21 protein-coding genes are annotated in these 23,399 nt (G+C 67.9%); 11 read left to right on the forward strand and 10 right to left on the reverse strand.

Annotated features, from left to right (window positions below; all coding sequences use genetic code 11):
• The first annotated feature begins 67 nt into the window (after positions 1-67).
• The 4 genes from AC5Y7E_RS23245 (at position 68) to mscL (ending at position 2,370) form a co-directional block, all read left to right on the forward strand.
• Positions 68-667 carry a 5-formyltetrahydrofolate cyclo-ligase gene (locus AC5Y7E_RS23245; RefSeq protein WP_499950883.1) on the forward strand — a complete coding sequence of 200 codons (600 nt, stop codon included), beginning with the start codon at positions 68-70 and terminating at the stop codon, positions 665-667.
• 83 nt (positions 668-750) lie between these two features.
• Positions 751-1,101, forward strand: a complete 351-nt coding sequence (locus AC5Y7E_RS23250; protein ID WP_499918462.1) for an FmdB family zinc ribbon protein — start codon at positions 751-753, stop codon at positions 1,099-1,101.
• Positions 1,102-1,165: 64 nt separating this feature from the next.
• On the forward strand, positions 1,166-1,846 hold the full coding sequence (locus tag AC5Y7E_RS23255) for an SAF domain-containing protein (protein WP_499950884.1): 681 nt from the start codon (positions 1,166-1,168) through the stop codon (positions 1,844-1,846).
• 65 nt (positions 1,847-1,911) lie between these two features.
• On the forward strand, positions 1,912-2,370 hold the full coding sequence (gene mscL, locus AC5Y7E_RS23260) for a large-conductance mechanosensitive channel protein MscL (protein WP_499950885.1): 459 nt from the start codon (positions 1,912-1,914) through the stop codon (positions 2,368-2,370).
• A 40-nt stretch (positions 2,371-2,410) separates the two neighbouring features.
• Here the strand turns inward: mscL and AC5Y7E_RS23265 are convergent, their stop codons facing one another.
• From AC5Y7E_RS23265 to rpmF, 5 genes are all read right to left on the reverse strand, one after another.
• Positions 2,411-2,908 carry a MogA/MoaB family molybdenum cofactor biosynthesis protein gene (locus AC5Y7E_RS23265; RefSeq protein WP_008254072.1) on the reverse strand — a complete coding sequence of 166 codons (498 nt, stop codon included), beginning with the start codon at positions 2,906-2,908 and terminating at the stop codon, positions 2,411-2,413.
• Between the two features lie 59 nt (positions 2,909-2,967).
• On the reverse strand, positions 2,968-4,479 hold the full coding sequence (locus tag AC5Y7E_RS23270; RefSeq protein ID WP_499950886.1) for a S1C family serine protease: 1,512 nt from the start codon (positions 4,477-4,479) through the stop codon (positions 2,968-2,970).
• Positions 4,480-4,551: 72 nt separating this feature from the next.
• Complete coding sequence (locus tag AC5Y7E_RS23275) at positions 4,552-6,123, reverse strand: HAMP domain-containing sensor histidine kinase (RefSeq protein WP_499950887.1); 1,572 nt, start codon at positions 6,121-6,123, stop codon at positions 4,552-4,554.
• Between the two features lie 16 nt (positions 6,124-6,139).
• Entirely contained in the window at positions 6,140-6,826 is a 687-nt protein-coding gene (gene mprA, locus AC5Y7E_RS23280) for a two-component system response regulator MprA (protein WP_067930060.1), read from the reverse strand.
• A 226-nt stretch (positions 6,827-7,052) separates the two neighbouring features.
• Entirely contained in the window at positions 7,053-7,226 is a 174-nt protein-coding gene (gene rpmF / locus AC5Y7E_RS23285; protein WP_003872812.1) for a 50S ribosomal protein L32, read from the reverse strand.
• Between the two features lie 317 nt (positions 7,227-7,543).
• On the opposite strand from rpmF, the gene AC5Y7E_RS23290 reads away from it, so the two are divergent.
• The 7 genes from AC5Y7E_RS23290 (at position 7,544) to AC5Y7E_RS23320 (ending at position 16,664) form a co-directional block, all read left to right on the forward strand.
• Entirely contained in the window at positions 7,544-9,274 is a 1,731-nt protein-coding gene (locus AC5Y7E_RS23290; RefSeq protein ID WP_499950888.1) for an acyclic terpene utilization AtuA family protein, read from the forward strand.
• Positions 9,271-10,419 (forward strand): acyl-CoA dehydrogenase family protein, encoded by a 1,149-nt coding sequence (locus tag AC5Y7E_RS23295; protein ID WP_499950889.1) that lies wholly within the window; start codon positions 9,271-9,273, stop codon positions 10,417-10,419. The genes AC5Y7E_RS23290 and AC5Y7E_RS23295 overlap by 4 nt, the downstream gene beginning before the upstream one ends.
• Positions 10,420-10,421: 2 nt before the next feature.
• Positions 10,422-12,011, forward strand: a complete 1,590-nt coding sequence (locus AC5Y7E_RS23300) for an acyl-CoA carboxylase subunit beta (RefSeq protein WP_499950897.1) — start codon at positions 10,422-10,424, stop codon at positions 12,009-12,011.
• A gap of 5 nt (positions 12,012-12,016) precedes the next feature.
• The gene (locus AC5Y7E_RS23305) at positions 12,017-13,996 is read left to right on the forward strand and encodes an acetyl/propionyl/methylcrotonyl-CoA carboxylase subunit alpha (protein WP_499950890.1); all 1,980 of its coding nucleotides are present in this window, start codon (positions 12,017-12,019) and stop codon (positions 13,994-13,996) included.
• Positions 13,993-15,159 (forward strand): acyl-CoA dehydrogenase family protein, encoded by a 1,167-nt coding sequence (locus AC5Y7E_RS23310; protein WP_499918472.1) that lies wholly within the window; start codon positions 13,993-13,995, stop codon positions 15,157-15,159. The genes AC5Y7E_RS23305 and AC5Y7E_RS23310 overlap by 4 nt, the downstream gene beginning before the upstream one ends.
• A complete protein-coding gene (locus AC5Y7E_RS23315) occupies positions 15,159-15,929 on the forward strand; it encodes an enoyl-CoA hydratase family protein (protein ID WP_499950891.1) in 771 nt (256 codons plus the stop codon). The genes AC5Y7E_RS23310 and AC5Y7E_RS23315 overlap by 1 nt, the downstream gene beginning before the upstream one ends.
• A gap of 132 nt (positions 15,930-16,061) precedes the next feature.
• On the forward strand, positions 16,062-16,664 hold the full coding sequence (locus tag AC5Y7E_RS23320) for a DUF1707 SHOCT-like domain-containing protein (protein ID WP_499918474.1): 603 nt from the start codon (positions 16,062-16,064) through the stop codon (positions 16,662-16,664).
• 9 nt (positions 16,665-16,673) lie between these two features.
• On the opposite strand, the gene AC5Y7E_RS23325 is transcribed toward AC5Y7E_RS23320, so the two are convergent.
• The 5 genes from AC5Y7E_RS23325 to purN all read right to left on the reverse strand — a co-directional run bounded on the left by AC5Y7E_RS23325 (position 16,674) and on the right by purN (position 23,329).
• Positions 16,674-17,522, reverse strand: a complete 849-nt coding sequence (locus tag AC5Y7E_RS23325; protein ID WP_499950892.1) for an aldo/keto reductase — start codon at positions 17,520-17,522, stop codon at positions 16,674-16,676.
• Between the two features lie 71 nt (positions 17,523-17,593).
• Positions 17,594-19,627, reverse strand: coding sequence for a vWA domain-containing protein (locus tag AC5Y7E_RS23330; RefSeq protein ID WP_499950893.1), 2,034 nt, complete (start codon positions 19,625-19,627; stop codon positions 17,594-17,596).
• On the reverse strand, positions 19,620-21,008 hold the full coding sequence (locus tag AC5Y7E_RS23335; RefSeq protein WP_499950898.1) for a sigma 54-interacting transcriptional regulator: 1,389 nt from the start codon (positions 21,006-21,008) through the stop codon (positions 19,620-19,622). The genes AC5Y7E_RS23330 and AC5Y7E_RS23335 overlap by 8 nt, the downstream gene beginning before the upstream one ends.
• A gap of 93 nt (positions 21,009-21,101) precedes the next feature.
• The gene (gene purH / locus AC5Y7E_RS23340; protein WP_499918477.1) at positions 21,102-22,685 is read right to left on the reverse strand and encodes a bifunctional phosphoribosylaminoimidazolecarboxamide formyltransferase/IMP cyclohydrolase; all 1,584 of its coding nucleotides are present in this window, start codon (positions 22,683-22,685) and stop codon (positions 21,102-21,104) included.
• Positions 22,682-23,329, reverse strand: a complete 648-nt coding sequence (gene purN, locus AC5Y7E_RS23345; protein ID WP_499950894.1) for a phosphoribosylglycinamide formyltransferase — start codon at positions 23,327-23,329, stop codon at positions 22,682-22,684. Before purN ends, purH begins: the two co-directional genes overlap by 4 nt.
• Between the last annotated feature and the right edge of the window lie 70 nt (positions 23,330-23,399).

Below are 23,399 nucleotides of genomic sequence, written 5' to 3' on the forward strand. Positions count from 1 at the left end.
GATAACCCGCATCGGCTCGGCCGAGTCGCTGTGGCGCGTCCGAAGACCTGGCTGTCATGGTTGACGCATGGCGACCACCGGCAAAGCCGCGCTGCGCGACCAGCTGCTCGCCGCCCGGCGTCAGGTTGCCGAGGACGTTCGCGTCGCCGAGGCGCAGCAGGTCTGCGCGCGACTGGAAGCCCTGGAAAGCATTGTGACCAGCGACAGCACGGTCTGCGCCTACGTGCCGGTGGGCACCGAGCCGGGGTCAATCGACATGCTCGATACGTTGCTGCGGCGCGCCGGACGGGTCCTGCTGCCGGTCGCGCGCACGGCCGCTGACAACGCGCCGCTGCCGCTGTCCTGGGGCGAATACCGGCCCGGCACCCTGACCACCGGGCGGTGGGGGCTGCTCGAACCGCCGGAGCCCTGGCTGCCGGCGTCGGCTCTGGCGCAAGCCGGCGTGGTGCTGGTGCCGGCGCTTGCCGTGGACCGGCGCGGCGTGCGGCTGGGCCGGGGCCGGGGCTTCTACGACCGCTCTCTGGGACTTCGGCGCCCACGCGCGCGGCTGATCGCGGTCGTTCGGGACACGGAGGTGCTCGACGAATTACCGGCCGAGCCGCACGACGTCCCCATGACCCACGCGCTCACACCACGACAGGGATTGATCGACCTCGCCGGCCCCTGATGGGAATGAGTCATGTCACGTGGCGGTTCTAGCACTTGAGACGCTAGAGTGCTAACCAGGTTTGTGATCATCCGGAGGTTTTTGTGCCGACTTACAGCTATCAGTGCACCGAGTGCGACGATCGCTTCGACATCGTGCAAGCCTTCACCGACGACGCGCTGACCACGTGCGAACGCTGCTCCGGGCGGCTGCGCAAGCGCTTCAACTCCGTCGGCGTGGTGTTCAAGGGCAGCGGCTTCTACCGCACCGACAGCCGCGAGTCGGGCAAGAAATCGTCGAGTTCGAGCAACGGCTCCTCGTCGAGTGACTCGGGATCGAGCAGCTCGGCCTCCAGCGAAACGTCGGGCTCCGGCTCGGGCGAGAAGTCCAGCTCCAGCTCGAGCGACAAGTCGAGCAGCAGTTCGGCAACATCGACGGCCGCCGCGACCAGCTGACGGTTATCCACACCGGCGTTCCCGGCCGTGAGCCCGGGCGCCGGGTTGCGCCTACCGTTGCGACGTGGGCGAATCATCGCTGAACCCAAGCCTATTGACCCGGCTGTCGCTGTGGCTGCGCCCGGACTGGACTCGCACCGTGCTGGCACGCCGAGTCGCCGCGGGCGGGCTGGTCGTGCTGGCCGCAATCGCGACGCTGCGCTCCAATCCCGCCGGTGACTACGCACAAGTCGTGGTGGCCGACCATGACCTTCGTCCCGGTGTCGGGTTGACTCCCGCTGATGTTCGACTCGAAAAGCGTTTGACCGCAACCGTTCCCGACGGGGCGCGAGCCGACCTGGGTGCGGTGGTGGGTTCGACGCTGGCCGGCCCGACACGACGCGGCGAGGTCATCACCGACGTCCGGTTGTTGGGAAGCCGGTTGGCGGAGGCCGCAGTCGGGTCAAAGGCGGGGCCGGGCGCTCGCATCGTGCCGCTGCATCTGGCCGATGCCGCCCTGATCGACCTCGTGCGGGTCGGGGACGTGGTCGACGTCCTGGCCGCGCCGGCCGCCAGCGCGCCGGACAATTCGCACGGCGCCCCCAAGGTGGTGGCCACCGACGCCGTGGTGGTGCTCGTCTCGGCCAAAGAAAAGATTCAGGCCGCCGATGCCGACCGCGTAGTGTTAGTTGCGCTGCCGGCTCGTGTGGCGAACGCGGTAGCAGGGTCGGCGCTGGGCCAGACCGTCACGCTCACCCTGCACTGAGTGCCTGGCCGTCGCTGGTCCGCCAGCCGACAGCAGATTCTGTCCAGTCCCAGAAAGGCGTCTCAATGCTCAAAGGGTTCAAGGAGTTTCTCTCCCGGGGCAACATCATCGACCTGTCTACCGCGGTGGTCATCGGTACCGCCTTCACCGCACTCGTCACGACTTTCACCAACGCCATCATCAAGCCGTTGATCAACCGGATCGGGGTCAACCAGAAGTCCGACCTCGGCGTCCTGCGGATCGGCATCGGCGGCGGCCAGACCATCGATCTGAACGAAGTCCTGTCGGCCGCCATCAACTTCGTGATCATCGCGGCGGTCGTCTACTTTCTGGTCGTGCTCCCGTACACCACCTTGCGCAAACGCGGTGAGGTCGAGCCGGCGGACGACGCGCAGGTCGTCCTGCTCAAGGAGATCCGCGACCTGCTCGCGCAGACCAACGGCGACGCGCCGGGCAAGCACGGCAGTGTGACCACCACGCCCCCACCCGAGCACGGGCCCCGCGCGGAAGCCGAATCGAAGTAACCGCGTCGGCTTGCCGCGGGGCGCACCTCTCGGCGCGGTCTTAGATCTCCAGGCTCGACAGTTGCCCGATGATCTGGGCCGCCAACGGGTTCAGCGTCGCCATCCCGTCGCGCACCGCGTAGCGGGAGCCCGCCAGGTTGACCACCAGCGTGCTGCCGGACACCCCGGCCAGACCGCGTGACAATCCGGCGTCGATGATCCCCGCCGACAGCCCCGAGCCGCGGATTGCCTCTGCGATGCCGAGGATTTCGCGGTCCAGGATCTCGCGGGTGGCCTCCGGGGTGACGTCGCGGGGGGTGACGCCCGTCCCGCCGACCGAGACGACCAGGTCGACCCCGCCGATCACCGCGGTGTTCAGCGCGTTGCGGATCTCGACCTCGTCGGCGGCGACCGCGACCACCCCGTCGACGACGAATCCCGCCTCGGTCAGCAGTTCGGTCACCAGCGGACCGCTGTGGTCCTCGTCCCCATGAGCGGTGCGATCGTCGACCACCACAACCAAAGCCCGGCCAACTACCAGTTCCGCACCCGTTTCCATGGAGGCAACCGTATATCCGAGCTCAGACAATCCCGGCGCCGAGGGTTCGTCCACTCTCACTACTGATCCGCCTTTCCGAGGGTGACCGGCAATGTCCGGCTGCCGCCGCCAGCGGGATCCTGGAACGTCAGCGAGATCTTGTCGCCGGGTGCTTTGGACCGCACGGCCGCAACCAGCGCGTCGGCGCTGTTGATGGGCCGGTCGTCGACCTTGGTGACGACCACGTTCTTGGGGACGCCGGCGGCTGCCGCGGCACCGCCCGCGACGACGTCGACGACCTTGGCACCGGGGGTGCCCTTGTCGTTCATCACCTGCACGCCGAGCGAGGCGTGGGACGCCTTGCCGCTGGCGATCAGTTCGTCGGCGATGCGCTTGGCCTGATCGACCGGGATGGCGAAGCCCAGACCAATCGAACCGCTCTGGGCGTCCGGCGAGTCGGCGCCCAGGGTGGCGATGGCCGAGTTGACGCCCACCAGCTGGCCGTTCATGTTGACCAGCGCGCCACCGGAGTTACCGGGGTTGATCGCGGCGTCGGTCTGGATCGCGTCCAGCACGGTGTTCTGGTTGCCCGACTCACCGGTGGTGGACACGGGCCGGTTCAGCGCGCTGACGATGCCGGTGGTGACCGTGCCCGACAGACCCAGCGGCGAGCCGATCGCGACGACCGGCTGGCCGACGTGCAGGTCCGACGAGGAGCCCAGCGAGATGGGCGTGAGTCCGGAAATGCCCTGCACGCGAATCACGGCGATATCGCTGGTGGGGTCCGCGCCGACCACGGTGAACGGCGCGGTGCGGCCGTCAGAGAAGGTCACCGTCGTCTTGGGCGTCGGGGCGCCGGCACCGGCACCGCCCGGGCCACCCGGTACGCCGGGAGGCACCGGAGCCCCGGTCGGCCCTCCGGGCCCCTTCGGCGGTCCCGCCGCGGCGGCGATCACGTGGTTGTTGGTCAGGATCAGCCCGTCGGTGGACAGGACGATGCCGGAGCCCTCTTCGGACGCCCGACCGATGTCGGTCTCGAGCATCACGACGCTGGGCACCACTTTGGAGGCGACTTGTTCGACGCTGCCGGGCGGCATGTTCGCGGCCGGGACACTGGGCGCCGCCCCGATGACCCGACCGCCACCGTTGCCCGTCGAGTGCGTGCCGAGCTCGATCGCGGTGGCAGCGGCACCGCCGATGCCGGCCGACACCACCGCGACGGCCAACGCGCCAACGATCAAAAGGCCTGCGCGAGAACGCTTTTGGGGCTCCGGTGGGATGGGCATGCCCGGCGGCATGCCGGGAATCGGACCCGCGCCGGTGCCTCCCGGTATCGGACCCACACCGGTTCCGCCGGGGATCCGCCCCGGCCCGGTGTTGCTGAAGGGCTCGTAGGGCGGCCGGAACTGGGTCGTCGGCGACGACGAGGGCTGCGACCGATAGCGCCAGTCGTATTGCTGGTTGTACGGCTGCTGTTGTCCCGGGGCATAACCTGGGGACACCGCATGGCTGGGGACTGGCGCAGTCTGATTGGGCGCGGGGGGGTATCCCGGCTGCTGCGGCGGTGGCGAATACCTCGGGTCATTCGTCATGTCGCTAAGTCGCTCTTCCTCTATCTCAGTGTTTCGGCAAGTCGACGGCTGGGTCCAACAGTAGCCGCAGACCTACCTTGCCCGCGCGGACTGAGAGTCCACTGAGATAACGTTCGCTGATTCCCGAGAGTTCGCCTCATCGCCGGCCGCCGCTCGAGAAGGGTCGGTCGCGATGTCTATCTGGTCGGTTTGCCGCTCAGCGGCGCCAGGCGTGCCGTGCGGCTGGGCGGGTAACGGCCGGCCGGGCAACAGGACATAGAACGAAGTACCCGGCGGCTGGCCTCCCGGAACGGTGTCCTCGACGCGCAGCAGTCCCCCGTGATTGAGGACCACCTTCTTCACAATCGCCAGCCCGAGGCCCGAGCCCGGCATGGCGCGTGCCGTCGTCGATCGGTAGAACCGCTCGAACACCAGACGGCGCTCCTGGGGCGGAATGCCGGGGCCGTGGTCGGCGATCACCAGCTCGGCGTGCGACGGGTCGAGCTGGCGCATAGTGACACCGACGTGGCCACCGGGCGGGCTCCACTTGGCCGCGTTGTCCAACAGGTTCAGGACCGCCCGAGACAGCCCCGCGGCGTCGCCGTACGTCTGCCACGGCGTCACGTCGACGTCGAAGTGAATGTCGTTGCGCCGCCGCCTGACTCGCTCCAGGCTGCGATCGATGACTTCGGACACGTCGACGGACTCGTGCACCACCTGGCCGGCGTCGTCACGGGTCAGATCCACCAAATCGCCTACCAGCGTTGACAATTCCTCGATCTGCGCGATGACATCCGCGCGCAGATCGACCATCTCCTGCTCGGGTAGGCGCGGCGCCCCCGGCTCCATCGCGGCCATCAGCAGCTCGACGTTGGTTCGCAGCGACGTCAGTGGGGTGCGCAGTTCGTGCCCGGCGTCGGTGACCAGCCGCGCCTGCCTCTCCCGGGACTCGGCCAGCGCGCGCAGCATCAGGTTGAACGACTCGGTGAGCCTGGCCAATTCGTCACTGCCGAACACGGGGATGGGCCTCAGGTCATCGGTGCGCGCCACCCGCTCGGCCGCTTCGGTCAAGCGCGCCACCGGGCGCAGCCCTGCCCTGGTGACCATGCCCCCCGCCACCGCGGCGACCGCCACACCGACCCCCCCGACGATCAGCAGCACCCAGCGCAGCCGGTTCATCACCGCTTCGGTGGGCTTGAGGCTCTTGGAGATCAGCAACGACGTGCCGTTCTGCAGGTGCACGGCAAGGATTCGCTGATCACCGGCGGTACGGCGCGACATGAACAAATCACCGTGGATGACCGCTTTTTCCGGTGCGCCGACCGGCAGGGTCTGGCCCGGCTGCTGGGCGGTGTAGATCGCGTGGCCCGGGTTCACCAGCATCGCGTTGACGTCGGAATACGCGGTGCCCTCGATGGCCTTGCCCGGGTCCGCGGCCAGCGAGCCGCTGGCGATCAGCAGTTGCGCCCTGCTTTGCAGCTGGTTGTCGATGTCGCTGTACAGCGCGGCAGAGATCACGGCGTAGACGGCGAAGGCCATCAACACCACGACCATCGCGACCATTGACATCGCCAGCAGCATCACCCGCCACCGCAACGACAACGAGGGCGTTGCGCGCAACGGTGGGCGCAGCGGTGGACGTTGAGGCCGGGGAAACCGGATCATCGAGGGGCCCGCATCGTCACGGGGGTGTCTCCCGAAGGACGTAGCCCACGCCGCGCACCGTGTGAATCAGCCGCGGCTCCCCATCGGCTTCGGTTTTGCGCCGCAGATAGCCCACGTACACCTCCAGCGCGTTGCCCGAGGTGGGGAAGTCGAAGCCCCACACCTCCTCGAGGATGCGGCTGCGGGTGAGCACCCGGCGCGGATTGGCGATCAGCATCTCCAGCAGCGCGAATTCGGTGCGGGTCAGGCTGATGCGGCGCTGGCCGCGGGTGACCTCGCGGGTCACCGGGTCCAGCGTCAGGTCGGAGAAGGTCATCGCCACCGATTCGGCGTCGTCCTCCGGCTTGGTGCGGCGCAACAGCGCGCGCATCCGGGCGAGCAGCTCTTCCAGGGCGAACGGCTTCGGCAGGTAGTCGTCGGCGCCGGCGTCCAGCCCGGCGACCCGCTCTGACACCGAATCGCGCGCCGTGAGCACCAGGATCGGCAGGTCGTCACCGGTGCTGCGGAGCTGGCGGCAGACTTCGAGGCCGTCCAGGCGCGGCATCATCACATCCAGGACGAGCGCGTCGGGGCGATCGCTCGCGATCAGTTCGAGGGCCTCGACCCCGTCATGGGCCAGCTCAACGGAGTAGCCGTTGAAGGACAGTGACCTACGCAGCGACTCGCGCACCGCGCGATCGTCGTCGACGACCAGTATTCGCACGGCCCCTAGTTTCGTCCCACCGCCTGAGACTGACCTGAGAGGCGCGCCGTGAGGGGGGCTAGCGGCGGTCGTAAGCGCGGCGGAGCCGGGCGCAACGGGCCGGCGCCATCGGGCTAGCGGCGGTCGTAAGCGCGGCGAAGCCGGGCGCAACGGGCCGGCGCCATGAGGGGGCTAGCGGCGGTCGTAAGCGCGGCGACGCCGGGCGCAACGGGCCGGCGCCATCGGGCTAGCGGCGGTCGAGGTCGATCAGACCGAGGCGGGCCGCCTTGAGCAGCCTGCGGGGCACTTTGTGCCGCTGACCTGCGACCGTCACACCGACGAGTTCGGTCTTCTCGGCCTTCCACTGCGCGCGCCGGCTACGGGTGTTCGCGCGCGACATTCTGCGCTTGGGTACGGCCATGGTCGGGCCTGACTCCTCAATCTGGGACTTGCAGTTCGGCATGTCGCGCGGCGTGGCCGGTGGGCCGATCGGGCGGGCGACGATCGCACATCAGGATAGTCGCTGGTCGGCTTGTCGCCAAAATGGGCGCCGCGCCGGCCGGCAGGCTCGCCGAGATTGCCGTGAGGGCTGTGACTTTTCGGCGAAGTGCGACCCCATGGGCAATCTCGGCGCCAAGGGAGTCACCAGGCATCCTTGACGTGACACCGGCGGTACCCGCTAACCTACCGGTTGGTTGGGTGGTCCGAACCGGTCGAATCCGCGAATGGGGGACAGGCATGGCCTCTGCGTCCGGCGCCTCTGGTGCTTTGGGCAGCTCCGGTGCGGTCCGTATCGCCAACTGTTCGGGTTTCTACGGCGACCGGCTGTCGGCCATGCGCGAGATGCTCACGGGCGGTGACGTCGACTATCTCACCGGCGACTACCTGGCCGAACTCACGATGCTCATCCTGGGCCGCGACAAGATGAAGCACCCCGAGCGCGGCTACGCCAAGACCTTTCTGACCCAGCTCGAGGACTGCCTGGGCGAGGCGAGTGACCGCGGCGTCCGCATCGTCGCCAACGCCGGCGGCCTCAACCCGGCGGGCCTGGCCGATGCGATACGCGCCCTGACAGAACGGCTAGGCATCGACGCCCGGGTCGCCCACGTGGAGGGTGACGACCTGTTGCCGCGCGCCGCCGAACTCGGGCTGGGCACCCCGCTGACCGCGAACGCATACCTGGGCGCCTGGGGGATCGTCGATTGCCTCGACAGCGGCGCCGACGTTGTCGTCACCGGCCGCGTCACCGACGCCTCGGTGATCGTCGGGGCGGCCGCAGCGCACTTCGGCTGGGACCGCACCGACTACGACAGGCTCGCCGGCGCCGTGGTCGCCGGCCACGTCATCGAATGCGGGGTGCAGGCCACCGGGGGCAACTACTCGTTCTTCACCGAGGTCGCCGACCTCACCCACGCCGGCTTCCCCCTGGCCGAGGTCAGCGCCGACGGATCCTCGGTGATCACCAAACACCCGGGCACCGGCGGCCTGGTCAGCGTCGACACCGTCACCGCGCAGCTGCTCTACGAGATCACCGGCGCGCGCTACGCCAACCCGGACGTCACCGCCCGGATGGACAGCGTCGAGTTGTCGTCCGACGGGCCCGACCGGGTGCGCATCAGCGGGGTCCGCGGCGAGGCCCCGCCACCCACCTACAAAGTCTCGATGAACAGCATCGGCGGGTTCCGCAACTCGATGACTTTCGTGCTGACCGGCCTCGACATCGAGGCCAAGGCCGACCTCGTGCGCCGGCAACTCGACGCCGCGCTCACCGTCAAGCCCGCGGAACTGCAATGGTCGCTGGCCCGCACCGACCACCCCGACGCCGACACCGAAGAAGCCGCCAGCGCGCTGCTGCACTGCGTCGTGCGCGATCCCGACCCGGCCAACGTCGGGCGCCAATTCTCCTCGGCCGCTGTCGAATTGGCGTTGGCCAGCTATCCGGGATTCCACGTGACCGCGCCGCCGGGCGACGGCCAGGTCTACGGGGTGTTCACCCCGGGCTACGTCGCCGCCGATCAGGTACCGCACGTTGCGGTACACGCCGACGGCACCCGCGTCGACATCGCTTGCGCCACAGAAACTCTCGAGCTCTCCCCCGCCGCCGAGCCACCGCTTCCCGAACCGTTGCCGGGCGGGCCCGCCCGGCGGGTGCCGCTGGGCCGCATCGCCGGCGCCCGCAGTGGCGACAAGGGTGGCTCGGCCAATGTCGGGGTGTGGGTGCGCACCGACGAGCAATGGCGTTGGCTGGCCAACACGTTGACCGTCGACCTGCTCAAGGAGCTGCTTCCAGAAGCGGCTGACTTCGACGTCGCCCGCCACCTGCTGCCGAATCTGCGGGCGGTCAACTTCGTCATCGACGGCATCCTCGGCCAGGGCGTCGCATACCAGGCTCGATTCGACCCCCAGGCCAAGGGGCTAGGCGAATGGCTCCGCGGCCGCTACCTCGACATCCCGGAGAGTTTACTGTGAACCTTTGGACTACGCCCGAGCGCGAACAGTTGCGAAAGACGGTGCGCTCGTTCGCAGAACGCGAGATCCTGCCCCACGTCGACGAGTGGGAGCGCACCGGCGACCTGCCGCGCGAATTGCACCGCAGCGCCGGAGCCGCCGGACTGCTGGGTGCGAACTTTCCCGAATCGGTCGGCGGTGGTGGCGGCGACGGCGCCGATGCGGTGATCATCTGCGAGGAGATGCATCAGGCCGGAGCGCCGGGCGGCGTGTTCGCGTCGTTGTTCACATGTGGCATCGCGGTACCACACATGATCGCCTCGGGCGATCAGCGGCTCATCGACTCGTTCGTTCGCCCGACGCTGGCAGGCGAACTGATCGGTTCACTCGCCATCACCGAACCGGGTGGCGGTTCCGACGTCGGACATCTTCGAACCTCGGCGGTTCGCGACGGTGACCACTACATCGTCAACGGCGCCAAGACTTACATCACCTCGGGAGTCCGCGCCGACTATGTGGTCACCGCCGTGCGCACCGGAGGCCCGGGCGCGAGCGGGGTTTCGCTTCTGGTGGTCGAGAAGGGCACGCCAGGTTTCGAGGTGAGCCGCAAGCTCGACAAGATGGGCTGGCGCTCCTCGGATACCGCCGAGCTGTCCTACACCGACGTCCGCGTCCCGGTGGCCAACCTGGTCGGCGCCGAGAACAGCGGCTTCGCCCAGATCGCCCAGGCCTTCGTTTCCGAGCGGATCGGCCTTGCCGCACAGGCTTATTCGAGTGCGCAGCGATGCTTGGACCTGACGGTGCAATGGTGCCGCGACCGCGAAACGTTCGGACGCCCATTGATATCGCGCCAATCGGTGCGGAACACGTTGGCCGAGATGGCCCGTCGCATCGACGTCGCCCGGGTCTACTCGCGCAGCGTGGTAGAGCGGCAGCTCGCCGGCGAGACGAACCTGATTCCGCAGGTGTGCTTCGCCAAGAACACCGCCGTCGAAGCCGGCGAATGGGTGGCCCACCAAGCCGTTCAGCTGTTCGGCGGCATGGGTTACATGGCCGAATCCGAGGTCGAACGCCAATACCGGGACATGAGAATCCTCGGCATCGGCGGCGGGACGACCGAAATCCTCACCGCCCTGTCCGCCAAACTTCTGGGATTCCAATCATGACCGTGCTGCAGTCCACGCTCGACGCGGAGGCCACCGCCTTCACCGACGCGGCGGCGGCCGCGTTGACGAAACTCGAGGAAATCGACAATGAGTTCGCCAACGCCCTGGCCGGTGGTGGGGCCAAATACGTTGAGCGCCATCATGACCGCGGCAAGCTGACGGCCCGCGAACGCATCGAGTTGTTGGTCGATCAGGATTCGCCGTTCTTGGAACTCAGCCCGCTGGCCGCCTGGGGCAGCGCATTCAAGGTCGGCGCCAGCACGGTCACCGGCATCGGCGTGGTCGAAGGTGTCGAATGCATGATCGTCGCCAATGACCCGACGGTCAAAGGCGGCACCAGCAATCCGTGGACCCTGAAAAAGATCCTGCGGGCCAATCAGATCGCTTTCGAGAACCGGCTTCCGGTGATCTCCCTGGTGGAGTCCGGGGGTGCGGACCTGCCCACGCAGAAGGAAATCTTCATTCCCGGCGGACGGATGTTCCGCGATCTGACGCGGCTTTCCGCGGCCGGCATCCCCACCATCGCGTTGGTGTTCGGCAACTCCACCGCGGGCGGCGCATACGTCCCGGGCATGTCCGACCACGTGGTGATGATCAAAAAACGATCGAAGGTCTTCCTCGCGGGCCCCCCGCTGGTGAAGATGGCCACCGGTGAGGAGTCCGACGACGAATCGCTCGGCGGCGCCGAAATGCATGCCCGCGTCTCGGGTTTGGCCGATTACTTCGCCGTCGACGAACTCGACGCGATCCGGATCGGGCGTCGCGTCGTCGCCCGGTTGAACTGGGTCAAGCAGGGGCCGAAACCCAAGCCGGTCACCGCGCCGTTGTTCGATACCGAGGAACTCATCGGCATCGTGCCGGCGGATCTGCGCATCCCGTTCGACCCCCGCGAAGTGATCGCCCGCATCGTCGACGGCTCCGAATTCGACGAATTCAAGCCGCTGTACGGGGCCTCGCTGGTGACGGGCTGGGCCCAACTGCACGGCTACCCGATCGGCATCCTGGCCAACGCGCGCGGGGTGTTGTTCAGCGAGGAGTCCCAGAAGGCCACCCAATTCATCCAGTTGGCCAACCGCTCCGACACGCCACTGTTGTTCTTGCACAACACCACCGGCTACATGGTGGGCAAGGACTACGAAGAGGGCGGGATGATCAAGCACGGCTCGATGATGATCAACGCCGTGTCCAACTCGACCGTCCCGCACATCTCGCTGCTGATCGGCGCCTCCTATGGCGCGGGCCACTACGGCATGTGCGGCCGCGCCTACGATCCGCGGTTTCTTTTCGCGTGGCCGACGTCGAAGTCCGCGGTGATGGGCGGCGCCCAGCTGTCGGGCGTGCTGTCGATCGTGGCCCGGGCGGCCGCCCAGGCGCGCGGCCAGCAGGTCGACGAGGAGGCCGACGCGGCGATGCGGGCCGCGGTCGAGGGGCAGATCGAAGCCGAGTCGCTGCCGCTGGTGTTGTCCGGGATGCTCTACGACGACGGGGTGATCGACCCGCGAGATACCCGCACGGTATTGGGAATGTGTCTGTCCGCCATCGCCAATGGCCCGATCAAGGGAACGTCGAATTTCGGCGTCTTCCGGATGTGAGCCCCATGGTTACTCGAGTTCTGGTCGCCAACCGCGGTGAGATCGCCAGGCGGGTGTTCGCCACCTGCCGCCGGCTCGGCTTGGGCACGGCCGCCGTCTACACCGACCCCGATGAGGGCGCGCCGCACGTCGCCGAGGCCGATGCCCGGGTGCGGCTGGACAAGACCAACGACTACCTCAACGCCGACGCCCTCATCGCCGCGGCCCGCGCCGCGGGTGCCGACGCGATACACCCCGGTTACGGGTTCCTCTCGGAGAACGCCGATTTCGCGGCCGCCGTCCAGGACGCCGGACTGACGTGGGTCGGACCTCCGGTGGCCGCGGTGCGGGCGATGGGTTCCAAGATCGAGTCCAAGAAACTGATGGCCGCCGCCGGGGTTCCGGTGCTCGACGAGCTCGACCCCGACACCGTCACCGAGGCGCAGCTGCCGGTTCTGGTCAAGGCCTCCGCGGGCGGCGGTGGTCGCGGCATGCGCGTGGTTCGCGAATTGTCCGCGCTCGCCGGCGAAGTCGCCGCGGCGAGCCGGGAAGCGCAGTCCGCGTTCGGTGACCCGACCGTGTTCTGCGAACGCTATCTGCCCACCGGGCATCACATAGAGGTTCAGGTCATGGCCGACGCCCACGGCACCGTGTGGGCGGTCGGCGAACGCGAATGCTCGATTCAGCGCCGGCACCAGAAGATCATCGAGGAGGCTCCGTCGCCGTTGGTGGAGCGCACAGTTGGCATGCGCGCCAAGCTGTTCGACGCGGCCCGGTTGGCCGCCGAGGCCATCGGCTACACCGGGGCAGGGACGGTGGAGTTCCTGGCCGACGACGACGGCGAGTTCTACTTCCTGGAGATGAACACCAGGCTGCAGGTCGAACACCCGGTCACCGAAGAGACCACCGGCCTCGATCTCGTCGAGCTGCAACTCGCCGTCGCGGACGGCGCTCGCCTCGACGCGCAACCTCCTGCCGCGCAGGGACATTCGATCGAGGCCCGGCTCTACGCCGAGGACCCTGCCAAAAACTGGCAGCCACAGGCCGGTTTGGTGCGCGCGTTCGAGATGCCTTCCGTCCGGGCTGAGTTCAGCTCGCTGGGACACCGGACCGGGATCCGGCTGGATTCGGGCATCGTCGACGGGTTCACCGTCTCCATCCACTACGACCCGATGCTGGCCAAGGTCATCTCCTACGCCCCCACGCGCCGTCAGGCGTCGCTGGTTCTCGCCGACGCGTTGGCCCGCGCCCGCGTGCACGGCGTGCGCACCAATCGCGATCTTCTGGTGAATGTGCTGCGGCATCCGGCGTTCCTCGGCGGCGCCACCGACACAGCGTTTTTCGACACCCATGACTTGGCGCGGTTGGCGGCGCCACTGGGCGACGCCGCCGTGATCCGGCTGTCCGCCGTCGCGGCCGCACTCGCCGACGCCGCGCACAACCGTGCCACCGCGCCGGTGCTGAGCGCCGTTCCCAGCGGCTGGCGAAACCTGTCATCGGGGCACCAGGTCAAGGACTACCGCGACGAGCAGGGTGACGAGCTTCGGGTTCAATACCGTTTCACCAGAGCCGGCTTGGTGCTGCCCGAAGACCCGTCGGTGCAGCTGGTGTCGGCCACGGCCAATGACGTGGTCCTGCGGGCCGACGGCGTCGACCACAGCTTCTCGGTGCGCCGCTACGATTCCGATGTCTACGTCGATTCCGCCCTCGGGCCGGTGCACCTGATCGCGCTGCCCCGTTTCCCCGAACCGGGTTCGACCGTCGAAAAGGGCTCACTGGTCGCCCCGATGCCCGGCAGCGTCATCAGGCTCGGTGCCGCGATCGGCGAGGCCGTCACCGCCGGACAGCCCTTGATCTGGCTGGAGGCCATGAAGATGGAACACACCATCGCCGCCCCGGTCGACGGGGTGCTCGCCGAACTCAATGTCAAGACCGGTCAGCAAGTCGAAGTTGGCGCTGTGCTGGCAAGAGTGGAAGCGCCGCAATCAGAAGGAGATCCAGCATGACCGACACCAGCTTCATCGAGAGCGAGGAGCGTCAGGCCCTTCGCAAGTCGGTGGCTGCGTGGGCAGCCAATTACGGCAGCGAGTACTACCTGCGCAAGGCCCGCGCCCAGGAGCACACCGACGAATTATGGTCGGAGGCAGGCAAACTCGGCTTCCTCGGGGTGAACCTGCCCGAGGAGTACGGCGGTGGGGGCGCCGGCATGTACGAGCTGTCGTTGGTCATGGAGGAAATGGCGGCCGCGGGTAGCGCGCTGCTGCTGATGGTCGTCTCGCCCGCCATCAACGGCACCATCATCAGCAAGTTCGGCACCGAGGAGCAGAAGAAGCGCTGGATTCCCGGCATCGCTGACGGCACGCTGACGATGGCGTTCGCCATCACCGAGCCGGACGCCGGCTCCAACTCGCACAAGATCACCACGACCGCCCGCCGGGACGGCAGCGACTGGATCCTCAAGGGCCAGAAGGTCTACATCTCGGGTATCGACCAGGCGCAGGCGGTGCTGGTGGTGGCCCGCACCGAGGAGGCCAAGACCGGCAAGTTACGCCCCGCGCTGTTCGTCGTGCCCACCGACGCGCCCGGCTTCAGCTACACCCCGATAGAAATGGAACTGATCAGCCCCGAACGCCAGTTCCAGGTCTTCCTCGACGACGTCCGGCTGCCCGGCGACGCACTGGTCGGCGCCGAAGATGCCGCTATCGCACAGCTTTTCGCCGGTCTTAACCCGGAACGCATCATGGGCGCGGCGAGCTCCGTCGGGATGGGACGCTTCGCCCTGAGTCGGGCCGCCGACTACGTCAAGACCCGCCAGGTGTGGGGCACCCCGATCGGCGCGCACCAGGGCCTGTCACATCCGTTGGCACAGTGCCACATCGAGGTCGAGCTGGCCAAGCTGATGTTGCAGAAGGCCGCCACCCTCTACGATTCCGGCAACGACATGGGCGCGGCCGAGGCCGCGAACATGGCCAAATACGCTGCGGCCGAGGCGGCTACGCGGTCGGTGGACCAGGCGGTGCAGTCGATGGGCGGCAACGGGCTGACCAAGGAATACGGTGTGGCGGCCATGCTGGCCTCGGCCCGGCTGGGCCGCATCGCTCCGGTCAGCCGCGAGATGGTGCTGAACTTCGTCGCGCAGACATCGCTGGGCCTGCCCCGAAGCTACTGATGGCCACCCTCGTCGAATACACCGCCGACGGGTACGTTGCGCGGCTGACCCTGAATTCCCCGCACAACCGCAACGCGCTGTCGACGACCTTGGTCAATCAGCTTCACCAAGGGCTGCGCGACGCGGCGGCCGATCCCGCCGTGCGCGTCGTGGTGCTCGGCCACACCGGCAACACGTTCTGCGCGGGCGCGGATCTCTCTGAAGGAACGTCAAGCAGCGATCCCGCCGAGGCGACCGCCCAGCGCTCGAAGGAGATGGCCCAACTGTTGCGTGCGATCGTCGAGGCGCCGCTGCCGGTGATCGTCGCGGTCGACGGCCACGTTCGCGCCGGCGGCATGGGACTGGTCGCCGCGGCCGACATCGCCGTAGCCGGCCCCAGCAGCACCTTCGCGCTTACCGAGGCCCGGATCGGCGTCGCCCCGGCCATCATCTCGTTGACGCTGCTGCCGAAGCTGTCGCCCCGGGCCGCGGCACGCTACTACCTGACCGGCGAGAAGTTCGGCGCCGCCCAGGCGGCCGAGATCGGGTTGATCACCGAGGCCGCCGAGGACGTCGACGCCGCAGTCGGCAAACTGGTCTCCGAAATCGGCCGGGGATCGCCTCAGGGCCTCGCGGCCTCCAAGGCACTGACCACGGCCGCGGTGCTGGGCGGGTTCGACCGCGACGCCGAGCGGCTCGCCGAGGAATCCGCCCGACTGTTCGTGTCCGACGAAGCCCGCGAAGGCATGCTGGCGTTCTTGGAGAAGCGTCCGCCCGACTGGGCCGGTTAGCCACCGAGAAGTTAGCCAGATGTCAAACAGGGGGTCCGGCCGGACGGCCGGCGGCGTGGCCCGGGCGGGCGCAACGTTGCAGTTTAGCCAATCCTCTTGCGGCAAAACCTGGACGTCGTAGGCTCGTGGGTGATGAGCAACTCAACGCAACGGGATGCGGAGGACACGCGCGGCGAACCGCCGCGCGCGGGCGATACCGATCGCATCCAGACTGCGCAGCTGCTCGCGTACGCGGCCGAGCAGGGCCGCCTGCAGCTCAACGACTACGAAGACCGTTTGACCAGGGCTTACGCGGCGACGACATATGAAGAACTGGATCAACTGCGGGCCGATCTGCCGGGGACGCCGATCAGCCCGCGCCGCGGCGGCAAGCTGAATCCGGCGCCGTCGACGCTGCTGCTGGCGTTGATGAGCGGCTTCGAGCGCCGCGGACGATGGAACGTCCCGAAGAAGCTCACCACCTTCACGCTGTGGGGCAGCGGGGTGGTCGATCTGCGCTACGCCGACTTCACCTCGACCGAGGTCGACATTCATGCGATGTCGATCATGGGTGTGCAGAACATTTTGCTGCCGCCGGAGGTCAACGTCGAGGTGCACGGCCGCGGCGTGATGGGCAACTTCGACCGCGCCGTGCTCGGGCAGGGCACGCCCGGCGCGCCGACCGTCCACATTCGCGGCTTCTCGCTGTGGGGCGGGGTCGGCATCATCCGCAAGGCCCGGCGGCCACGCGGCTAGCGAAACGTTCTAGTCGGGCACGTAATCGAAAGTGTCGGGGTTGGGGCCGTTGCGTCCCGATTCACCCTTGTTCAGCGCGTCGATCGCGTCCATGTCGGAGTCGTCCAGCTCGAAGTCGAACAGCTCGAAGTTTTCTTTCACCCGTTCCGGTGTCACCGATTTCGGGAAGACGATGTCGCCGCGCTGAATGTGCCAGCGCAGCACCACCTGCGCGGAGGTTTTACCGCGGGCCTCGGCGACGCGCTTGATCACCGGATCGTCGAGCACCTTGCCCTGCGCGATGGGTGCCCACGCCTCGGTGGCGATGCCATGCTCGCGCCCGTAGGCCCGGACTGCGTCGTTGCCGAAGTAGGGATGCAGCTCGACCTGGTTGACCGATGGGACGGTGTCGGTGTCGTTGGCCAGCCGTTGCAGGTGTGCCACTTGGAAATTCGAGACACCGATGCTGCGGGCGCGTCCGTCGCGCGCGAACTCCTCGAAGACCTTCCAGGTCGAGACGAAGTCGCCGTCGTAGAGCGTGGGCAGCGGCCAGTGGATGAGGAACAGGTCGACGTAGTCGGAATCCAGCTTCTTGAGCGTCTCGTCGAATGCGCGACGCGCAACGTCCGGCTGGTGGAATCCGTTGTTGAGCTTGCTGGTGACGAAGACGTCACCGCGGTCGAGACCCGCGTCGCGAATGCCTTGTGCGACTTGCTTTTCGTTGCCGTACATCTCGGCCGTGTCGATGTGGCGGTATCCGATCTCGAGGGCCTTCTTGACCGCCGCGGCGGTCTCGTCGGGCTTGATCTGGAACACGCCGAAACCCAGCTGCGGAATGCTGACACCGTCATTGAGTTCGATCGTCGGAACCTGACTCATGCATCTCCTCCTCGTTCACATCCCTGTACCCAGTCCAGGACACACCTACCCGGACGCGGTCTCCAACGCGCCTAACGACGACGGGACCGCAGGTAGTCACCGACCACGGCCGCTCCCAGGCCGTCGAGATCGGGCACCACGACCCGCCCCTCGACGCGTCGGGCGACCTGGTCGATGAACCGGGCAAGACCAGGGTCGCTGCCCAGCCGGAAGATGGTGATCTGGGCGCCCAGCCGCGCCATCTCGTCGAAGCCGCGCACGGTGTGCGCGATGGTCCGCGGATGCGGTGGGTAATCGAAGAACACGGTCGTGCCGTCGCCGTCGAAGTCCTCCAGGTGCGCGGTGGGCTCACCGTCGGTCACCACCAAAACCACCGGCTGCGCGTTGGGATGCCGGCGCAGATGCCGACCGGCCAGCGCCAGCGCGTGATGCAGGTTGGTGCCCTGCTCGTAGACGCCCTCGAGCCCGGTGAGCTCCGCGGCGGTCACCGTCCGGGCGTATCGGCCAAAAGCGATGATCTGCAAGGCATCCGAACGAAAACGCGTGCACACCAGATGGTTGAGCGCCAGCGCCGTCTGCTTCATCGGCAGCCAGCGATTCTCCATCACCATGGAGAACGAGGTGTCGACCAGCAGCGCGACCGCGGCCTGCGTGCGTGTCTCGGTCTCGGAGACCTCGACGTCGTCGACGGTGAGCTTCAACCGCCCGTCGCGGCCGTCCAGGGTGGCAGTTCCCGCTTGCCGCAGCACGGCATTGGTCAATGTGCGGGAGATGTTCCACGGTTCGGTGTCCCCGAACTGCCAGGGTCGGGTGGCGCCGGTGAGTTCGCCGGCCGCTCCCGCGCGCCGATGGTCGCGCTCGCCGCGGCGCCCGGAAAGTTGTTGTGCCACATCGCGCAACGCCGTCTCGCCGAGCCGACGCATGGCCTTCGGCGACAACCGCCACTGGCCGTCGGAACCGCGGTCCAAAAAGCCCTGATTGACCAGCGCGCGTTCCAATTCCGCAAGGGCGCGGGCGTCGACGGCCGCCTCGTCTCCGAGTTGACGCGCCAGCGCATCCAGGTCGACGTCGTCCATGGTGGCGCCCGGATAGCTCTGCGACAGTTGCTCGGCCAGTTGCTCCAGCTCGGCGATGTCGGACAGCGCCTGGGTGCCCTCGCCCATCCCGAACGGGTTGTCACCGGAGAACTGCTCGGACCCGCTCCAGTCCTCCCCCGGCCGCGCCGCCTGCAGGTGCGCGTCGAGCCGGTCCAGCGCCTGCATCAGCGCTGGTGACCCAAAAGCTTGCTGCGCCAAGGCATCCAGCTCCGCGCGCTGCTCAGCGCTGAGGCTGTTGCGAAAACGCTGCGCGGCGGCGGCACGCTTGGCCAGCGAGTCCAGCAACTCATCGACGTTGCGCGGGTTCTCGGGAAAGAACTCGCCGTGGGAGTCCATGAAGTCTTCGAAGTCTTGCTGGGTGTCCTCGCCGCGGGCGTGCTTGTCCAGCAGGTCGTTGAGGTCGTTGAGCATGTCGTTGACCCGCTGACGATCCTCGTCGGTGGCGCCCTCCAGCGCCTGCTTCATGCCCGCGAAGCGTTGGTCCAGCATCTCGCGGCCGAGCAGATCCTTGATCTGGTCGTACTTTTCACGGGCCTCGCCGCTGCGCCAGTTGTAGTCGGAGAGCTCCTGGACGGCCTTGGCCGGCGAGGACGGCAGCGCGTCCAGTTGTAGTTCGCCGAAGCGGGCATCGTCGTCAAGCGCGCGAGCCAGCTCCTTGCGTTCGGCCAGCACGGCCTCGTCCAGAAGTTTTTTGATCTCCTGCAGCGTTCCGTCTAAGTTGTTGCGCCGCAACAGCTCCCGTCGTCTCCGGTTAGCCTCGGCGGCCAGCCGATCCGCGCCCGGCATGTTCTTGGTGCCGCGACGCAGCAGCTCGGACAGCGCGCGGCGTGGCGACGTGCCGGCCATGACATCTTGGCCGATCTGTTCGAGCGCCTCGCGCAGGTCCACCGGCGGGGCCAGGGGGTCGGGCCCGCCGGTGTACGCCGAGTAACGCGAGGAGTGCCCTCGTGACGATCGCAGGCGCGGCGAAGCCGGGCGCTGCGGGTCGTCACCATCAGACCTAGCCATAGACGGTTTGGCCCTCCCCGGATACCTTGTCGATGCGCTTGGCCAGATACAACGCCTCGAGCGCCAACTCCAGCGCCGCGGCGCGTTCGCCTTCCGACTGCGCACCCAGCTTGGCCGCAATCTTGTCCACCACGGCCAGGCTCGGGACCGCGGCCAGCACATCCTTGGCCGAGACCCGCTCGCCCGTCGTCACCGCCGAACCGCCCTCCACCGCGGCCACCAGCGATCCGACGTCGATGCCGCCCAACACCCGCGACGCGGTGTCCGCGGTCGCCCGGCGCAGCAGGTGTTCGAGCACGGCCTGTTCGCGGCCTTCCTCGCCGGACTCGAATTCCAGCTTGCCGCGCAGGACGTCGATCACCGTGCCCAGATCGACGACCCGGGCCACCGGGTCCGTCTCCCCCAGCATCGCGCCGCGGTGTCGCGCGGCGGCGGCGACCGTCTCGGCGGCGGCGATGGCGAACCGCGCCGACACCCCGGAGCGTTGATCGACGGAGTTGGACTCGCGCAGGTACCGGGCGAACCGGGCGATTATCTGCATCAGATAGCCGGGAACCTGGGCGGACAGGTGCGCTTCCTGCGCGATGACACCGACTTCCGCTTCGAGCTCGAGCGGGTAGTGGGTCCGGATCTCCGCGCCGAAACGGTCCTTGAGCGGAGTGATGATGCGCCCGCGGTTCGTGTAGTCCTCGGGGTTGGCGCTGGCGACCACCAACACGTCCAGCGGCAGGCGCAACGTGTAACCGCGGACCTGGATGTCGCGCTCCTCCATCACGTTGAGCATCGACACCTGGATGCGCTCGGCGAGGTCGGGCAGTTCGTTGACCGCGACGATGCCGCGGTGGGCGCGCGGTATCAGGCCGTACGCGATGGTCTCCGGGTCTCCGAGGCTGCGGCCCTCGGCGACCTTGATCGGGTCGATGTCGCCGACCAGGTCGGCGACGCTGGTGTCCGGGGTGGCGAGCTTTTCGGTGTAGCGCTCGCTGCGGTGCTTCCATTCGACCGGCAGGTCGTCGCCCAGGGTGGCGGCCTTGCGGATGGACTCCGGCGTAATCGGTGAGAAGGGGTGCTCGCCCAGTTCGGCGCCGGCGATCACCGGCGTCCACTCATCGAGCAAGCCGGTCAGCGCGCGCAGCAGCCGGGTCTTGCCCTGGCCCCGTTCGCCGAGCAGAACGAAGTCGTGGCCCGCGATCAGCGCCCGTTCCAGCTGGGGCAACACGGTGTCGTCGAACCCCAGAATCCCCGGCCAGATGGCTTCACCGTCTCCGCCTTCGGCGAGGCGTGCGAGCAGATTTTCGCGGATTTCCTGTTTGACTCCCCGTTCACGATGACCGGCGGCGCGCAGCTCGCCGACGGTGCGGGGCAGGTTGCTCGGTGACATCACCACTCCACGCTACGACGCGGGGTCAGACGAGTCATGCCAAGGGCGTTCACCGAACGCTTATTGACACGTGCGTCGCTGCGGGCACCGTGACTAATGCGCGAAGTGACGCGCCCCGGTGAGATACAGCGTGATGCCCGCGTTGGTGGCCGCCGCGGTCACCTCGTCGTCGCGCACCGATCCGCCGGGATGCACGATCGCCTTCACTCCCGCGCCGGTCAGCGTCTCCAGTCCGTCCGGGAACGGGAAGAACGCATCCGAGGCCGCCACCGCACCGCGCACCCGCTCGCCGCCGCGTTCGACGGCCAGTCGCGCCGCGTCGACCCGGTTCACCTGACCCATGCCGACGCCGATGGTGGCGCCGCCGCCCGCGATCACGATCGCGTTCGATTTCACAGCGCGACACACGCGCCAGGCGAACACCAGGTCGGCCAGCGTCGCCGGGTCAGCGGGTGAGCCGGTGGCCAGGGTCCAATTGACCGGGTTGTCGCCGTGCGCGTCCAGCTCGTCGCGCTGTTGCACCAGCAGGCCGCCGCTGATCGGCCGCAGCTCGGTCCCCCCGCTCAGCGGCTCCGAACCCACCAAAACCCGGATGTTCTTCTTGCGGGTCAACACCTCCAGGGCGGCCGGCTCATAGGCGGGGGCCACGATGACCTCGGTGAAGATGGTGCTGACGTATTCGGCCATTTCCAGGCTGACCTCGGTGTTGGCCGCGATGACCCCGCCGAACGCACTCAGCGGATCGCATTCGTGCGCCTTGCGGTGTGCGTCCGCGACCGATGCCGACGAGATGGCGATCCCGCACGGGTTGGCGTGCTTGATGATCGCCACGCAGGTCTGCTCGTGATCGAAGGCGGCCCGCCAGGCCGCGTCCGCATCGGTGAAGTTGTTGTAGGACATCTCTTTTCCGTGCAGCTGCTCTGCCTGCGCCAACCCCGGCCACGCGCCGGGGTCGCTGTAGAGTGCGGCCTGCTGGTGCGGGTTCTCGCCATAGCGCAGCATCGCCGAGCGCCGCCAGCTGCGGCCCAGCCACTTCGGGAAAGTCGTCGGCGGGTGTTCGGGGGCCAGCGTCGACTCCATCCAGCTCGCCACCGCGATGTCGTATTCGGCCGTGTGCTGAAACGCCAGCGACGCCAGCTTTTTCCGCTCGGCGAGGCTGAAGCCGCCCTCGCGTACCGCGGCGAGCACACCGTCGTAGCCCCTGGGGTCGGTGATCACCGCCACGCTGGGATGGTTTTTCGCCGCGGCCCGCACCATCGACGGCCCGCCGATGTCGATCTGTTCGACGCATTCGTCGATGCTGGCCCCGGAGTCGACGGTCTCGGTGAAGGGGTACAGGTTGACGACGACGAGCTCGAACGCCGCAATGCCGAGTTCCTCGAGCGCGGCGGCGTGCTCGGGTTTGCGAAGGTCGGCGAGCAGGCCCGCGTGCACGCGCGGATGCAGCGTCTTGACCCGGCCGTCGAGAACCTCGGGAAAACCGGTCAACTCCTCGACCCGGGTTACCGGAATGCCTTTGTCCGCAATGACCTTCGCGGTGGATCCGGTCGAGACGATCTCCACACCCGCACCCGCCAGTCCCTGCGCGAGGTCGGCCAGCCCCGTCTTGTCGTACACGCTGATCAAGGCGCGCCGGATCGGCCGCTTGGCGTCTTCGCGCCTGTCGTCGGTGCTCATCGGTTCATCGCCTTTCGTCCGATCGTCGCTTTTCTCCCGACCACGGTCAGGCCGCCTGTCGCGATCGCGCCCACCACGTCCACCAGTAGCTTTCGTTCGGTGACTTTGATGCGTTCGTGCAAGGTCTCTTCGGTGTCGTCGTCGAGCACCGGAACGGATTCCTGCGCCAGGATCGGCCCGGTGTCCGTCCCGGCGTCTACCAGGTGCACCGTACAGCCTGTGAGCTTCACGCCGTAGGCCAGCGCGTCGGCCACCCCGTGCGCACCCGCGAACGCCGGCAGCAGCGTCGGGTGCGTGTTGATGATGCGGCCATGGAATCGCGAAAGGAATTGCGGTCCAAGTATTTTCATGAAGCCGGCGGAGACCACCAGGTCGGGCGAGTGCGCGGCGGTGGCCTCCGTCATAGCCGCGTCCCAGGCGTCGCGGTTTGGGTGGTCGCCGAGTCGGACGGTGAATGCGGGCACGGAGGCGGCCGCGGCGATCTCGATGGCCGGGCAGTCGCGGTCGGCGCCGACGGCGACCACCCGGGCCGGATAGTCCGCGACGGCCGACGTCAACAGGGAATTCAGCAGCGACCCGGTGCCCGACGCCAGTACCACTACCCGTGCCGGTGCTTTCGGGGGCACATGGAGCGGTTCGACCACATCGGCGAGCCTACTGTCGGCGTCATCCCCGTGACGATGAGGCTGGCCGCAGGGGAATTGCCCACCTCTG

Source organism: Mycobacterium sp. NGS17, from assembly GCF_059813205.1.

Excerpts from the sequence above, each read along its gene's own strand:
- AC5Y7E_RS23245 (WP_499950883.1), top strand. The coding sequence starts at position 68 with ATGGCGACCACCGGCAAAGCCGCGCTGCGCGACCAGCTGCTCGCCGCC.
- mscL (WP_499950885.1), top strand. The coding sequence starts at position 1,912 with ATGCTCAAAGGGTTCAAGGAGTTTCTCTCCCGGGGCAACATCATCGAC.
- AC5Y7E_RS23265 (WP_008254072.1), bottom strand. The coding sequence starts at position 2,908 with ATGGAAACGGGTGCGGAACTGGTAGTTGGCCGGGCTTTGGTTGTGGTG.
- AC5Y7E_RS23270 (WP_499950886.1), bottom strand. The coding sequence starts at position 4,479 with ATGACGAATGACCCGAGGTATTCGCCACCGCCGCAGCAGCCGGGATAC.
- AC5Y7E_RS23275 (WP_499950887.1), bottom strand. The coding sequence starts at position 6,123 with ATGATCCGGTTTCCCCGGCCTCAACGTCCACCGCTGCGCCCACCGTTG.
- rpmF (WP_003872812.1), bottom strand. The coding sequence starts at position 7,226 with ATGGCCGTACCCAAGCGCAGAATGTCGCGCGCGAACACCCGTAGCCGG.
- AC5Y7E_RS23290 (WP_499950888.1), top strand. The coding sequence starts at position 7,544 with ATGGCCTCTGCGTCCGGCGCCTCTGGTGCTTTGGGCAGCTCCGGTGCG.
- AC5Y7E_RS23305 (WP_499950890.1), top strand. The coding sequence starts at position 12,017 with ATGGTTACTCGAGTTCTGGTCGCCAACCGCGGTGAGATCGCCAGGCGG.
- AC5Y7E_RS23310 (WP_499918472.1), top strand. The coding sequence starts at position 13,993 with ATGACCGACACCAGCTTCATCGAGAGCGAGGAGCGTCAGGCCCTTCGC.
- AC5Y7E_RS23315 (WP_499950891.1), top strand. The coding sequence starts at position 15,159 with ATGGCCACCCTCGTCGAATACACCGCCGACGGGTACGTTGCGCGGCTG.
- AC5Y7E_RS23320 (WP_499918474.1), top strand. The coding sequence starts at position 16,062 with ATGAGCAACTCAACGCAACGGGATGCGGAGGACACGCGCGGCGAACCG.
- AC5Y7E_RS23325 (WP_499950892.1), bottom strand. The coding sequence starts at position 17,522 with ATGAGTCAGGTTCCGACGATCGAACTCAATGACGGTGTCAGCATTCCG.
- AC5Y7E_RS23330 (WP_499950893.1), bottom strand. The coding sequence starts at position 19,627 with ATGGCTAGGTCTGATGGTGACGACCCGCAGCGCCCGGCTTCGCCGCGC.
- AC5Y7E_RS23335 (WP_499950898.1), bottom strand. The coding sequence starts at position 21,008 with ATGTCACCGAGCAACCTGCCCCGCACCGTCGGCGAGCTGCGCGCCGCC.
- purH (WP_499918477.1), bottom strand. The coding sequence starts at position 22,685 with ATGAGCACCGACGACAGGCGCGAAGACGCCAAGCGGCCGATCCGGCGC.